We start from the raw sequence: 13,928 nt of genomic DNA on the forward strand, positions 1-13,928 counted from the left end.
GTCACACTGAAACAACCCCATAGTCGAAGGGGTTATACCGCACGGTAGAAAAACTCTCCGGATGCCTTTGCCATCATGGCTTGGCACCTCTTTGTTAAAAATTCGCCGGCGTGGCTGCGCTGATTAGTCGCGCAGGCAAGTCGAACGGATTACGGAAACGATGCGGCTTGGTACTTTCAAAGTAGTAGCTGTCGCCGGCTTCGAGAATAAAAGTTTCCAGACCCACCACCAATTCCAGACGACCCTCCACCAAAATCCCGGTTTCCTCGCCTTCATGGGTGAGCATTTCTTCGCCGGTGTCGGCGCCCGGCGGGTAGATTTCGTTGAGGAAGGCGATGGCGCGGCTGGGGTGCGCGCGGCCGACCAGTTTCATGGTCACGGCGCCGTCGGAGATGTCGATCAGCTCGTTGGCCTTGTAGACGATCTGGGTCGGAACTTCCTGCAGGATTTCTTCGGAAAAGAACTCGACCATGGACATGGGGATGCCGCCCAGTACCTTCCTCAGCGAACTGATCGAAGGACTGACGCTGTTCTTTTCGATCATCGAAATGGTGCTGTTGGTGACGCCCGCGCGTTTGGCGAGTTCACGCTGGGAAAGCCCTTTGAGCTTGCGGATCGATTGCAGTCGTTCACCGACGTCCAAGGCGGGAGCCTCCTGATGTTGTAAGAATATTGAGCGTTATCATGGCGACAGCGTTCAGTATTTACAACACTTGGCCCCCGCAGCGGCGTCAACCCTCGGAATAGAGCCTTGGCACTCGACGCAGGTTGCAGAAGATCTGGTACGGAATGGTGTCGGCCCACTGCGCCACTTCACTGGCGAGGATGTTTTTGCCCCACAGCTCGACGGTCGAACCGAGGTCAGCTTCCGGCACATCGGTGAGATCGATGCAGAGCATGTCCATCGACACCCGACCGAGAATGCGACTGCGTTTACCCGCCACCAACACTGGCGTGCCGGTCGGCGCCTGACGCGGGTAGCCATCGGCGTAACCCATGGCGACCACGCCGATGCGCATCGGTTTGTCGGTGATGAATTTGGCGCCGTAACCGATCGGTTCGCCGGCCGGCAGTTCACGCACGCAGATGACTTTCGATTCCAGGGTCATCACCGGTTGCAGGCGATCAGCCACGGCGTTGGCTTCTTCGAACGGGGTCGCGCCGTAAAGCATGATGCCCGGACGCACCCAGTCGCTGTGAATCTGCGGCCAGCCAAGCACGGCCGGCGAGTTGCGCAGACTGACTTCCGCCGCCAAGCCCTGACGCGCCGCTTCAAACACCGCGACTTGCTCGCTGCTGCTCTGCGCGTGCAGCTCATCGGCGCGGGCGAAGTGGCTCATCAGCACGATTTTTGCCACTTTGCCGCTGGCCAGCAGACGCTGGTAAGCCGCCGCATAATCCTTCGGATGCAGCCCAACGCGGTGCATGCCCGAATCGAGCTTCAGCCACACCGTGATCGGTTTGCTCAGCGCTGCCTGCTCGATTGCTTCGAGCTGCCAAAGCGAGTGCACCACCGTCCAGAAATCATGCTCGACGATCAGCGCCAGCTCATCGGCCTCGAAGATCCCTTCCAGCAACAACACTGGCGCACGAATACCCGCGGCGCGCAGCTCCAGCGCCTCCTCGATACAGGCGACGGCAAAGCCATCGGCCTCGGCTTCCAGCGCCTGGGCGCAACGCACTGCGCCATGGCCGTAGGCGTCCGCCTTGATCACCGCAAGCGCCTTGGCGCCGGTGACTTCGCGGGCAATTCGGTAGTTGTGGCGCAGGGCTTCTAGGTCGATCAGGGCACGGGCAGGACGCATGGCGGCGGACTTCTAGGCGGTCATGGGAAGAAAAACCGGCGCCGACTGACGACGTGAACCGCCAACAGCGCCGGGAGAGGGATCTTTACAACGGTTACGGCAGCGCGGCGACGATAGAGATTTCTACCAGAATGCTCGGCTTGGCCATTTTCGCTTCGACGGTGGCGCGGGCCGGAGCAGCACCTTTTGGCAGCCACTGGTCCCACACCGAGTTCATCCCGGCGAAGTGCGCCTCGATGTCGTTCAGGTAGATCGTCGCCGAGAGCAGATGCTGTTTGTCGGTGCCGGCCAGATCAAGCAAACGCTCGATATTGGCCAGTACGTCGCGGGTCTGCTGTTCAACCCCGGCGTCAAAGTCGTCACCGACCTGCCCGGCCAGATACACGGTGCCGTTGTGGCTGACGATCTGACTCATGCGCTCATTGGTGAGCTGGCGCTGGATTGACATGTTTTGCGGACTCCTGGGTTTTGTTGCCGTAACGGGAAATATCGAGGCCTTCGGCGCTGATCTGTGGCTTTTTCTTCGCCATCAGGTCGGCCAGCAAACGGCCGGAACCGCACGCCATAGTCCAACCAAGCGTGCCGTGACCGGTGTTGAGGAACAGATTCTTGAACGGTGTGGCGCCAACGATCGGCGTGCCGTCCGGGGTGGTCGGACGCAGACCGGTCCAAAAACTTGCCTCAGCCAGATTGCCGCCCTGAGGATAAAGGTCGTTGACGATCATCTCCAGGGTTTCGCGGCGACGCGGGTTCAGCGACAGGTCAAAACCGGCGATCTCGGCCATGCCGCCGACGCGGATACGGTTGTCGAAACGGGTGATCGCGACCTTGTAGGTCTCGTCGAGAATAGTCGACGTCGGGGCCATCGCCGGGTTGGTGATCGGCACGGTCAGCGAGTAACCCTTGAGCGGATAGACCGGGGCTTTGATGCCCAGCGGCTTGAGCAGTTGCGGCGAGTAGCTGCCGAGGGCCAGCACGTAGCGGTCGGCAGTTTCCAGCTTGCCGTCGATCCACACGCCGTTGATGCGATCACCGGCGTAGTCGAGTTTCTGAATGTCCTGGCCGAAACGGAATTCAACACCCAGCTTCACGGCCATTTCGGCGAGACGCGTGGTGAACATCTGGCAGTCGCCAGTCTGGTCGTTCGGCAAGCGCAGGGCACCGGCGAGAATGTCGGTGACGCCCGCCAGAGCTGGTTCGACGCGGGCAATGCCGGCGCGGTCGAGGACTTCAAACGGCACGCCGGATTCCTTCAGCACGGCGATGTCTTTCGCAGCGCCATCAAGCTGCGCCTGGGTGCGGAACAGCTGAGTCGTGCCAAGGCTGCGGCCTTCGTAGGCGATGCCGGTTTCGGTGCGCAATTCGTCGAGGCAATCGCGGCTGTACTCGGACAGACGCACCATGCGCTCTTTGTTCACCGCGTAACGGTTGGCGGTGCAGTTGCGCAGCATCTGTGCCATCCACAGGTACTGGTCGATGTCGGCAGTGGCCTTGATCGCGAGAGGGGCGTGGCGCTGCAACAGCCACTTGATCGCTTTGAGCGGCACGCCCGGCGCGGCCCACGGCGAGGCATAGCCCGGCGACACCTGGCCGGCGTTGGCGAAACTGGTCTCCATGGCCGCAGCAGGCTGCCGGTCGACCACCACCACTTCAAACCCGGCACGGGCCAGATAGTAAGCACTGGCGGTACCGATGACGCCGCTACCCAAGACCATTACACGCATTTTGTATCCCTCATCGCGGCAGGGCCGCGCACGTCTGTTGTTAGAGCAATGATGCGCGCAGTGTAAAAAAGAAATGCCAGTGCTTTTCACTATATAAGCGCCTATATTTGGCGACAATTCTCGGCAAAAACCCTTTTCACGGAGGCGCATCCCCTATGCGTACCAACACTCAGACCAAACGTGAGCTGGACAAGATCGACCGCAACATCTTGCGGATCCTGCAGGCGGACGGGCGGATTTCCTTTACCGAACTCGGCGAAAAGGTCGGCCTCTCCACCACGCCGTGCACCGAGCGGGTGCGGCGGCTGGAGCGCGAAGGGATCATCATGGGCTACAACGCCCGGCTGAATCCGCAGCATTTGAAGGGTAGCTTGCTGGTGTTCGTCGAGATCAGCCTCGACTACAAATCCGGTGACACGTTCGAGGAGTTCCGACGCGCGGTGCTGAAATTGCCGCACGTGCTGGAATGCCATTTGGTGTCAGGGGATTTCGACTATCTGGTGAAGGCGCGGATTTCCGAGATGGCCTCGTACCGCAAGCTGCTGGGCGACATTCTGTTGAAGCTGCCGCATGTGCGGGAGTCGAAGAGTTATATCGTGATGGAAGAAGTGAAGGAGAGCTTGAGCTTACCTATTCCGGATTGAGATTGGTGGTGCCTGACCCGGCCCCATCGCGAGCAGGCTCACTCCTACATTTGGAATGCGTACCCTTGTAGGAGTGAGCCTGCTCGCGATGGCGTCGACTCGGTTCCGAATGACCCCTTCAAACCAGCACCTGCCGATTCGCCGCCATGTACTCGAATATCTGCTTCTCCACCCGCGGATGAATCAGCTCCACCGGTCGCCGCTCATTCGGGCACGGCAAGGTTTTGGTCGTACCGAACAACCGGCAAATCAGCGGTCGCTCTTCATACACCGTGCAGCCATTCGGCCCCAGATGCACACAGTTCAGCTCCTCCATCGCCGCATCCTGCTCGGCGCGGGTCTTGCGCGGCAGGCGGGCCATTTCTTCTGGCGAGGTTGTCACCGGCCCACAGCAATCGTGGCAGCCGGGCACGCACTCGAACGAGGGTATCTGCTGACGCAAGGTGCGGATTTTCTGGCTGTTGCAGCTCATTGCAGCGGTGACCGAGGTGAAATAGACGGCAATTGTGCCGCAAAAGCCGCGATCCAGACACCGCAGGCCGACCAATGTTGCCCACGTTCGGGCGTGCGGCTTATGCTCCGTCAAATTTTCTCGACACCCCCGTCCCAGGATCCTGCCCATGACCGCCCGCGCCCACTCCCCCGCGAGCCAACCTCACGTTGCCTCTTACTACGCCGCCAGCAGCCTGCCGCAGCCCGATCACCCGGTATTGCAAGGTGAAGTGCTCGCCGATGTCTGCGTGGTCGGCGGTGGCTTTTCCGGGTTGAACACGGCGCTGGAACTGGCTGAGCGCGGCCTCAGCGTAGTGTTGCTGGAAGCACACAAGATCGGCTGGGGTGCCAGTGGTCGCAACGGCGGGCAATTGATTCGCGGGGTCGGTCATGGCCTCGATCAGTTCGCCAATGTCATCGGCAGCGATGGCGTGCGCGAGATGAAACTCATGGGCCTGGAAGCGGTGGAAATCGTCCGCCAGCGCGTCGAGCGTTTTCAAATTGCCTGCGACCTGACCTGGGGCTACTGCGACCTCGCCAACAAACCCGCCGACCTTGAGGGTTTTGCCGAAGACGCCGAAGAGTTGCGCAGCCTCGGTTATCGCTACGAAACCCGTTTGCTGCAAGCCAACGAGATGCACACGGTGGTCGGTTCCAAGCGCTATGTCGGCGGTTTGATCGACATGGGCTCAGGGCATTTGCATCCGCTCAATCTCGCATTGGGCGAAGCAGCGGCGGCGCAGCAACTGGGCGTCAAACTGTTTGAACACTCGGCAGTGACGCGTATCGATTACGGCCCCGAAGTCAAAATCCATACAGCCCAAGGTTCGGTGCGCGCCAAGACCCTCGTGCTTGGCTGCAACGCCTATCTCAATGATCTGAATCCACAACTCAGCGGCAAAGTCCTGCCGGCCGGCAGCTACATCATCGCCACCGAGCCGTTGAGCAAAGAGCAGGCGCACAACCTGTTGCCGCAGAACATGGCGGTCTGCGACCAACGTGTGGCGCTGGATTACTACCGGCTCTCGGCGGATCGACGCTTGTTGTTTGGCGGTGCCTGCCATTATTCGGGGCGCGATCCAAAGGATATCGGCGCCTACATGCAGCCGAAGATGCTCGAAGTGTTCCCGCAACTCACTGGCGTGAAGATCGACTATCAGTGGGGCGGCATGATCGGTATCGGCGCGAACCGCTTGCCGCAGATTGGCCGGCTCGCGGATCAGCCGAATGTGTATTACGCCCAGGCGTACTCCGGGCACGGGGTGAATGCCACGCACCTGGCGGGCAAGTTATTGGCCGAAGCGATCAGCGGGCAGCACAGCGGGGGCTTTGATCTGTTTGCCAAGGTGCCGCACATCACTTTCCCGGGCGGCAAGCATTTGCGTTCGCCGTTGTTGGCGTTGGGGATGTTGTGGCATCGCCTCAAAGAGTTGGTCTGATGGTTTTGCAGTGAATTGAAGGCCCAATCGCGAGCAGGCTCACTCCTACAGTTGAAATGCGTTCCCCTGTAGGAGTGAGCCTGCTCGCGATGAGGCCCAAAACGACCATACAGATCTCAGATCCGCCAGAACGGCTTCAACCCCTCCTCCAGCGCCTGCTCACGGGTCAGCCCGATGTCCTTGAGCTGATCCGCCGTCAGCGCCAGCAACGCCTTGCGCGTGTGCAGACGATGCCACAACAGACGCCAGCGATTCAGGCCGGACGGTGGCTTGCGCATGATCTCATTGCGCGCACTGTCCTTCTGCCCTGCCGCCAGTTCCTGACTGTGTAACGTCAGCCGCACATCGCTCAAACCGTTCATTTTGGTTGCTCCTGTTTACTTGGGTAGCCAGAGATTCCATGATGCGCGGGCGAGCAAAACCATTACAGATTCAAAGCAACTGTATTAACTCCATACAGATTCGTCGTTTTACAGACTGAATTGTCGATTTTTGCCACGTCTGTACTGGTTTATCGAATCACCTGCACCGAGGCAGCGCCATGACCCTTTATGTAAACCTCGCCGAATTGCTCGGCACACGCATCGAAAACGGCTTCTATCGACCCGGCGATCGGTTGCCGTCGGTACGTGCGTTGAGCGTCGAACACGGGGTCAGTCTGAGCACGGTGCAGCAGGCCTATCGCATGCTCGAAGACAGCGGGCTGGCCACGCCGAAACCCAAGTCCGGCTACTTTGTGCCGGTGGGCCGTGAACTGCCGGAGTTGCCCGCCGTCGGCCGTCCGGCGCAACGTCCCGTGGAGATTTCGCAATGGGATCAGGTGCTGGAATTGATTCGCGCGGTGCCGCGCAAGGACGTCGTGCAACTGGGTCGCGGCATGCCCGACATCAGCTCGCCAACCATGAAACCGTTGCTGCGCGGTCTGGCGCGGATCAGCCGCCGCCAGGACATGCCCGGTCTGTATTACGACAACATCCACGGCACCCTCGAATTGCGCGAGCAGATCGCTCGATTGATGCTCGACTCCGGCTGCCAGTTGAGCGCCAGCGACCTTGTCATCACCACCGGTTGTCATGAGGCGCTGTCGACCAGCATCCACGCGATCTGCGAGCCGGGCGACATCGTCGCGGTCGATTCGCCGAGCTTCCACGGCGCCATGCAAACGCTCAAAGGCCTGGGCATGAAAGCCCTGGAAATCCCCACCGACCCACTCACCGGGATCAGTCTCGAAGCGCTGGAACTGGCGCTCGAACAATGGCCAATCAAAGTCATCCAGCTCACCCCCAACTGCAACAACCCGCTCGGCTACATCATGCCGGAGTCGCGCAAACGCGCCCTGCTTACCCTCGCCCAGCGCTTCGACGTGGCGATCATCGAGGACGATGTGTATGGCGAGCTGGCCTACACCTACCCGCGTCCGCGCACGATCAAATCCTTCGACGAAGACGGCCGCGTGCTGCTTTGCAGTTCGTTTTCCAAGACCTTGGCGCCGGGCCTGCGCATTGGCTGGGTCGCGCCGGGGCGCTACCTTGAGCGCGTGCTGCACATGAAATACATCAGCACCGGATCGACCGCACCGCAGCCGCAGATCGCCATCGCCGAATTCCTCAAGGCCGGTCATTTCGAACCGCACTTGCGGCGCATGCGCACGCAATACCAACGCAGTCGCGACCTGATGATCGACTGGGTTACCCGCTATTTCCCGGCAGGCACCCGCGCCAGTCGGCCGCAAGGCAGTTTCATGTTGTGGGTCGAATTGCCGGAAGGTTTCGACACCTTGAAACTCAATCGTGAGTTGCACGACCAAGGCGTACAGATTGCCGTCGGCAGCATTTTTTCCGCCTCGGGCAAGTACCGCAATTGCCTGCGGATGAACTACGCTGCCAAACCGACCGCGCAGATCGAAGAAGCGGTGCGCAAGGTCGGCGAGACAGCGGTCAGATTGCTGGCCGAAGCCGACTGACCTTTTTCCAGAGAACCGCGTCCATATGCCGACCCTAGCCGCCATTCGGAATGACCCTACGTGAGCTTCAGACAGCCCCTGTTCGCTTTGCTGTTACTCGCCTCGTTCCTGAGTGGCTGTGCCAGCCTTGATGTTCCGCGCGAGCCCAGCCAGGCGTTGCCGGCGTCCGGCTCCAGCTTCGGCCGTTCGATTCAGGCCCAAGCGGCGCCCTATCAGGGGCGCTCGGGTTTCCGTCTGCTGTCCAACAGCAGCGAAGCGTTCACCGCCCGCGCCGAACTGATCCGCAACGCCCAGTCCAGCCTCGATCTGCAGTACTACATCGTCCATGACGGCATCAGCACGCGGATGCTGGTGGAGGAACTGCTCAAGGCTGCCGACCGTGGCGTGCGCGTGCGCATCCTCCTCGATGACACCACCAGCGATGGCCTCGACCAGATCATCGCCACACTCGCGGCGCATCCGCAGATTCAGATTCGCCTGTTCAATCCACTGCACCTGGGCCGCAGCACTGGCGTCACCCGCGCGGCGGGGCGCTTGTTCAATCTGTCACTGCAGCACCGGCGCATGCACAACAAGCTGTGGCTGGCGGATAACAGCGTGGCCATCGTCGGCGGGCGCAATCTGGGTGACGAGTATTTCGACGCCGAGCCGAACCTGAATTTCACCGACATCGACATGCTCAGCGTCGGGCCGGTGGCCGAGCAGCTCGGGCACAGTTTCGACCAGTACTGGAACAGCGCGCTGAGCAAACCGATCGACGAGTTCCTTACCAGCCAACCGACCGCCAAGGATCTGGAGAACACCCGCACACGCCTGGAAGAATCGCTGGAAGACACCCGTAAGCAGAATCACGCGCTGTATCAGCAGTTGATGACGTTCAAGACCGAACCGCGCATGGACATCTGGCGCAAAGAGCTGATCTGGGCATGGAATCAGGCGTTGTGGGATGCGCCGAGCAAGGTCTTGGCCAAGGGCGAACCGGATCCGCAATTGCTGCTGACCACGCAACTGGCACCCGAGCTCAGAGGCGTGAGCAAAGAGCTGATCATGATTTCGGCGTACTTCGTGCCGGGCCAGCCGGGGCTGGTTTACCTGACCGGTCGCGCCGATGCCGGCGTCTCGGTGAGCCTGCTGACCAACGCGCTGGAGGCCACCGATGTGCCAGCGGTGCATGGCGGCTACGCGCCGTATCGCAAGGCGTTGCTGGAGCATGGCGTGAAGTTGTATGAACTGCGCCGTCAGCCTGGGGATAACTACGGCAGTGGTCCGCATGTGTTTTACAGCAAGTCGTTTCGCGGCTCGGATTCAAGTCTGCACAGCAAAGCGATGATCTTTGATCGGCAGAAATCGTTTATCGGCTCGTTCAACTTTGATCCGCGTTCGGTGCTGTGGAACACCGAAGTCGGGGTGTTGGTCGACAGCCCGGAACTGGCCGGGCATGTGCGCGAACTGGCACTGCAAGGCATGGCGCCAGCGCTGAGTTATGAGGCGAAGTTACAGGATGGCCAGATTGTTTGGGTCACCGAAGACAACGGCCAGATGCACACCCTGACCAAGGAGCCGGGGAGTTGGTGGCGGCGGTTCAACGCGTGGTTCAGCACCACTGTCGGCCTTGAACGAATGCTTTGAAAAGCAAAAGATCGCAGCCTTCGGCAGCGCCTACAGTTGAAATGCATTCCTCCTGTAGGCGCTGCCGAAGGCTGCGATCTTTTGATCTTAGGCAGGCTCGGTAATGGGTCCGAATGCCCCTTGGCGCAAAAGCAGAATCACCAAACCAAACGCTCCAATCGCCATCAACAACGGCAACGCATGTCCGCTGATCCACTGGCTGCCCGCCCCGGCCGCGAGCGGCCCGACCAGACAACCGACACCCCACAACTGCGCAATGTGCGCATTCGCCCGCACCAGCGCATCGTCGCGATAACGCTCGCCGATCAGAATCAGCGACAGCGTAAACAAACCACCGGCACTCGCCCCGAACAATACCCACAACGGCCAGATCAGCAGCGTGTCGAGCAACATTGGAATCGCCAGACTAGACAGCATCAACACCACGGCACAGCCGGCAAACAACGTACGCCGCGACAGATAATCGGCCAACGCGCCAATCGGCAATTGCAGCAACGCATCGCCGACCACCACCGTGCTGACCATCGCCAGCGCGATTTCAGCGGTGAAGCCCTGTTGCAGGCAATACACCGGCAACAGCGTCAGGATCATCGCTTCGAACGCGGCGAACAACGAGACCGCCCAGGCAATTGCCGGCAGCTCGCGCGCGAATCCCCACAGATCGCGGAACGTCACGCTGCTCGCTTCACTGCTTGGCGCACCGCTGCGACCCAGCAACAGCAGCGGCGAAACCAGCAGCAGGCCGACGCCGACCCAGAAACCGTAATCATGCTCGGTGCCCAACGCGCCTAACAGCAACGGCCCCGACAGTTGGCTCAACGCATAGCTGCTGCCATACAGCGCCACCAGGCGACCGCGCCAGTGCTCGACCACCAGCTGATTGATCCAGCTCTCGCCGAGGATGAACACGATGGTCAGGATCACCCCGATCATCAGCCGCAGCACCAGCCAGACCGGATAGCTCGGCAACAGCGCCAGCAGACCGATCGACAGCGCCCCGGCCCACAGGCACAGGCGCATCAGATTGGCCGTGCCGAAGTGCGCGGCCAGATGACTGGAAATCTTCGCGCCCAACAACACGCCAATCGCTGGCATCGCTGCCATTACACCGATGGCGAAGGAACCGTAACCCCAGCCTTCCAGGCGCAACGACACCAACGGCATACTGACCCCCAGGGCCAGACCGACACTCAAGACAGACGCCAACACGGCGAAATACGTCGCCCACCGCATGTTCCACGCTCCTGTGGATAATTATTTTTAGAGGCCACATCAAACAAATGTGGGAGCGAGCCTGCTCGCGAAAACGGTTTCACATTCAGCACATGGGCTGACTGATACACCGCTTTCGCGAGCAGGCTCGCTCCCACAGGGATCTGCCTCGTCTGGAGGATCTGCTCTTGCGAACAGACCCTCCTAACGGCTTACAGCTTGATCCACGTTGCCTTCAGCTCGGTGTATTTGTCGAACGCATGCAGCGACTTGTCGCGGCCGTTGCCCGACTGTTTGAAGCCGCCGAACGGCGCAGTCATGTCGCCGCCATCGTACTGATTGACCCAGACGCTGCCGGCACGCAGGGCCTTGGCGGTCAGGTGCGCCTTGGAGATGTCCTGGGTCCAGACTGCTGCGGCCAAGCCGTACGGCGTGTCGTTGGCGATCTGGATCGCTTCTTCAGCGGTATCGAAAGCGATGACCGACAGCACTGGGCCGAAGATCTCTTCCTGAGCGATTTTCATCGCGTTGCTCACGCCGTCGAAAATCGTTGGCTCAACGTAGGTGCCACCGGTTTCCTGCAGAATGCGTTTGCCGCCAGCCACCAGTTTGGCGCCATCGGTATGGCCGGATTCGATGTACGACAGCACAGTGTTCATCTGCTGCGTGTCGACCAGTGCACCAACGTTGGTCGCCGGGTCCAGCGGGTTGCCCGGCTTCCAGGCTTTCAGCGCGTCGATCACCATCGGCAGGAATGTGTCCTTGATCGAACGCTCGACCAGCAGACGCGAGCCGGCGGTGCACACTTCGCCCTGGTTGAAGGCGATGGCGCTGGCGGCGGATTCGGCAGCGGCTTGCAAGTCCGGCGCATCGGCAAAGACGATGTTCGGGCTCTTGCCACCGGCCTCCAGCCAGACGCGTTTCATGTTCGATTCGCCGGAGTAGATCATCAGTTGCTTGGCGATTTTGGTCGAACCGGTGAACACCAGTGTGTCGACGTCGTTGTGCAGCGCCAGCGCCTTGCCAACGGTGTGGCCGTAGCCCGGCAGCACGTTGAGCACGCCCTTCGGAATGCCGGCTTCAACCGCCAGTGCGGCGATGCGGATAGCGGTCAGCGGGGATTTTTCCGATGGTTTGAGGATCACCGAGTTACCGGTCGACAGCGCCGGACCGAGTTTCCAGCAGGCCATCATCAACGGGAAGTTCCACGGCACGATGGCGCCGACCACGCCTACCGGCTCGCGAGTCACCAGACCCAGCTGGTCGTGGGGCGTAGCGGCCACTTCGTCGTAAATCTTGTCGATCGCTTCACCGCTCCAGCTCAGCGCTTGCGCCGCGCCCGGGACGTCGATGTACAGCGAATCGCTGATCGGCTTGCCCATGTCGAGGGTTTCGAGCAGGGCCAGTTCTTCGGCGTGCTGCTTGAGCAGGCCGGCAAAACGGATCATGGTGGCTTTGCGTTTGGTCGGCGCCAGGCGCGACCAGACGCCGGAATTGAAGGTGGCGCGAGCGTTTTCCACGGCGCGCTGGGCGTCGGCGGCGTCACAGCTGGCGATCTTGCCAAGCAGACGGCCATCGACCGGGCTGATGCACTCGAAGGTCTCGCCGGAGACGGCGTCGGTGTATTCGCCATTGAGATAAGCGCGGCCTTCGATTTTCAGGTCGCGGGCGCGTTGTTCCCAGTCGGCACGAGTCAGGGTGGTCATTTCGAGTGTCCTCCGCTTGTTGAATACGAGCGCCGCGCGATCTTCGCCAGCGTCCTCAGGAATTCTGCCCGGCCAGCCGGTTTTTCGGCCAGAGGCACCCGCCACCCTAAACCAGCGGCCGGGGTTGTTTCAATATATTTGACATAAGGTGGCCATACGGCCTTGCGGTGTTGATTTTAATCAACATAGACTTTGGCCCTTTCCAGCCAATCGCGCCGTATTCACGGGAGATAACAACAATGAACATCCAGAACGTCGTCGACATCAGCCTGACCAGTAGCGAAGCCGAACGCTATCGCCCGGACCCGGCGAAGGTGCTGAAGGGAGATCCTGAGCAAGCGGTGTTCCATCAGTACGAAAGCCCTTGTGGGCAGATGGGCGTTGGCGTGTGGGAAGGTGCGGTCGGGCAGTGGACTGTGAATTACACCGAGCATGAGTATTGCGAGATTCTGCAGGGGGTTTCGGTGCTGCGTGACAGCGATGGTAACGCCAAGACCTTGCGTGTCGGCGACCGGTTTGTGATTCCGGCGGGGTTTCGTGGGACTTGGGAGGTGCTGGAGGCTTGCCGCAAGGTCTATGTGATCTTTGAACAGAAAGCTTGAGAGTTTTCGCTGGCTGATCGGGCCCTTTCGCGAGCAGGCTCACTCCTACAGGTGACCGCATTCCAATGTAGGAGTGAGCCTGCTCGCGAAGGGGCCAGAACAGGAAACACCAAATCCGAGGCAAAAAAAAAGGCCCGTATCGTGAGATACGGGCCTTTTTCGTAAGTCGGGAAAAATCAATTACTTGATTTTGCCTTCCTTGTAGATCACGTGCTTGCGAACAACGGGATCATATTTCTTGATCTCGATTTTGTCCGGGGTAGTACGCTTGTTCTTGTCGGTAGTGTAGAAGTGACCAGTACCGGCGCTCGAGATCAAACGAATCAATTCACGCATGATTAGCTCCCTTAAATCTTGCCATCGCGGCGAAGTTCGGCGAGCACGACAGTGATGCCACGCTTGTCGATGATACGCATGCCTTTGGCAGATACGCGCAGACGCACAAAACGTTTCTCTTCTTCAACCCAGAAGCGGTGATGCTGCAGGTTCGGCAGGAAACGACGACGGGTTTTGTTGTTTGCGTGGGAAATGTTATTCCCAGTCACCGGACCCTTACCGGTAACTTGACATACTCTCGACATGCCTCAGCCCTCTAAAACCACATGCCCAACCCGGCATGGGTTGGCCGCTTAATCTCTCAGTCATTTGGCGCCAGGCGCCGCGTTTCTTTAGAGGTCTTACCGGCTACACCTACAGTGAAGGAACCGGGCCC

Annotated in this window: 15 protein-coding genes; 5 read left to right on the forward strand and 10 right to left on the reverse strand. The window is 60.1% G+C overall.

Annotated elements, in window-relative coordinates; translation table 11 throughout:
* Positions 1–94: 94 nt before the first annotated feature.
* The 4 genes from VY732_RS28870 to dadA form a co-directional block, all read right to left on the reverse strand.
* Entirely contained in the window at positions 95–643 is a 549-nt protein-coding gene (locus tag VY732_RS28870; RefSeq protein WP_008086779.1) for a cupin domain-containing protein, read from the reverse strand.
* An 88-nt stretch (positions 644–731) separates the two neighbouring features.
* Positions 732–1,805 carry an alanine racemase gene (alr, locus tag VY732_RS28875; protein ID WP_331693079.1) on the reverse strand — a complete coding sequence of 358 codons (1,074 nt, stop codon included), beginning with the start codon at positions 1,803–1,805 and terminating at the stop codon, positions 732–734.
* A 94-nt stretch (positions 1,806–1,899) separates the two neighbouring features.
* Complete coding sequence (locus VY732_RS28880; protein WP_077575031.1) at positions 1,900–2,253, reverse strand: RidA family protein; 354 nt, start codon at positions 2,251–2,253, stop codon at positions 1,900–1,902.
* Positions 2,225–3,529 (reverse strand): D-amino acid dehydrogenase, encoded by a 1,305-nt coding sequence (gene dadA / locus VY732_RS28885; protein WP_137218237.1) that lies wholly within the window; start codon positions 3,527–3,529, stop codon positions 2,225–2,227. The genes VY732_RS28880 and dadA overlap by 29 nt, the downstream gene beginning before the upstream one ends.
* Positions 3,530–3,684: 155 nt before the next feature.
* Between dadA and VY732_RS28890 the strand changes: the two genes are divergently transcribed.
* Positions 3,685–4,173, forward strand: coding sequence for an Lrp/AsnC ligand binding domain-containing protein (locus tag VY732_RS28890; protein ID WP_003177284.1), 489 nt, complete (start codon positions 3,685–3,687; stop codon positions 4,171–4,173).
* A gap of 118 nt (positions 4,174–4,291) precedes the next feature.
* On the opposite strand, the gene VY732_RS28895 is transcribed toward VY732_RS28890, so the two are convergent.
* Positions 4,292–4,645: a YkgJ family cysteine cluster protein gene (locus tag VY732_RS28895; protein WP_064389779.1), complete on the reverse strand. Its 354-nt coding sequence runs from the start codon at positions 4,643–4,645 to the stop codon at positions 4,292–4,294.
* 148 nt (positions 4,646–4,793) lie between these two features.
* On the opposite strand from VY732_RS28895, the gene VY732_RS28900 reads away from it, so the two are divergent.
* Complete coding sequence (locus VY732_RS28900) at positions 4,794–6,104, forward strand: NAD(P)/FAD-dependent oxidoreductase (protein WP_331693081.1); 1,311 nt, start codon at positions 4,794–4,796, stop codon at positions 6,102–6,104.
* Positions 6,105–6,220: 116 nt separating this feature from the next.
* On the opposite strand, the gene VY732_RS28905 is transcribed toward VY732_RS28900, so the two are convergent.
* On the reverse strand, positions 6,221–6,466 hold the full coding sequence (locus tag VY732_RS28905) for a DUF1127 domain-containing protein (protein WP_077575039.1): 246 nt from the start codon (positions 6,464–6,466) through the stop codon (positions 6,221–6,223).
* 179 nt (positions 6,467–6,645) lie between these two features.
* On the opposite strand from VY732_RS28905, the gene VY732_RS28910 reads away from it, so the two are divergent.
* Complete coding sequence (locus VY732_RS28910; protein ID WP_038359623.1) at positions 6,646–8,067, forward strand: aminotransferase-like domain-containing protein; 1,422 nt, start codon at positions 6,646–6,648, stop codon at positions 8,065–8,067.
* 60 nt (positions 8,068–8,127) lie between these two features.
* On the forward strand, positions 8,128–9,696 hold the full coding sequence (locus VY732_RS28915) for a phospholipase D family protein (protein ID WP_123593527.1): 1,569 nt from the start codon (positions 8,128–8,130) through the stop codon (positions 9,694–9,696).
* An 87-nt stretch (positions 9,697–9,783) separates the two neighbouring features.
* Here the strand turns inward: VY732_RS28915 and VY732_RS28920 are convergent, their stop codons facing one another.
* Entirely contained in the window at positions 9,784–10,929 is a 1,146-nt protein-coding gene (locus tag VY732_RS28920) for an MFS transporter (RefSeq protein WP_331693082.1), read from the reverse strand.
* A 191-nt stretch (positions 10,930–11,120) separates the two neighbouring features.
* Positions 11,121–12,614: an aldehyde dehydrogenase gene (locus tag VY732_RS28925; RefSeq protein ID WP_331693084.1), complete on the reverse strand. Its 1,494-nt coding sequence runs from the start codon at positions 12,612–12,614 to the stop codon at positions 11,121–11,123.
* Positions 12,615–12,853: 239 nt separating this feature from the next.
* Between VY732_RS28925 and VY732_RS28930 the strand changes: the two genes are divergently transcribed.
* Positions 12,854–13,216 carry a cupin domain-containing protein gene (locus tag VY732_RS28930; RefSeq protein WP_025112716.1) on the forward strand — a complete coding sequence of 121 codons (363 nt, stop codon included), beginning with the start codon at positions 12,854–12,856 and terminating at the stop codon, positions 13,214–13,216.
* A gap of 180 nt (positions 13,217–13,396) precedes the next feature.
* Here VY732_RS28930 and rpmG read toward each other — a convergent pair whose 3' ends face one another.
* Complete coding sequence (rpmG, locus tag VY732_RS28935; protein ID WP_003177274.1) at positions 13,397–13,552, reverse strand: 50S ribosomal protein L33; 156 nt, start codon at positions 13,550–13,552, stop codon at positions 13,397–13,399.
* A gap of 11 nt (positions 13,553–13,563) precedes the next feature.
* A complete protein-coding gene (gene rpmB / locus VY732_RS28940; protein ID WP_007920377.1) occupies positions 13,564–13,797 on the reverse strand; it encodes a 50S ribosomal protein L28 in 234 nt (77 codons plus the stop codon).
* Positions 13,798–13,928: the final 131 nt, after the last annotated feature.

Source organism: Pseudomonas sp. ZY71 (assembly GCF_036542145.1).
Classification (GTDB): domain Bacteria; phylum Pseudomonadota; class Gammaproteobacteria; order Pseudomonadales; family Pseudomonadaceae; genus Aquipseudomonas; species Aquipseudomonas koreensis_A.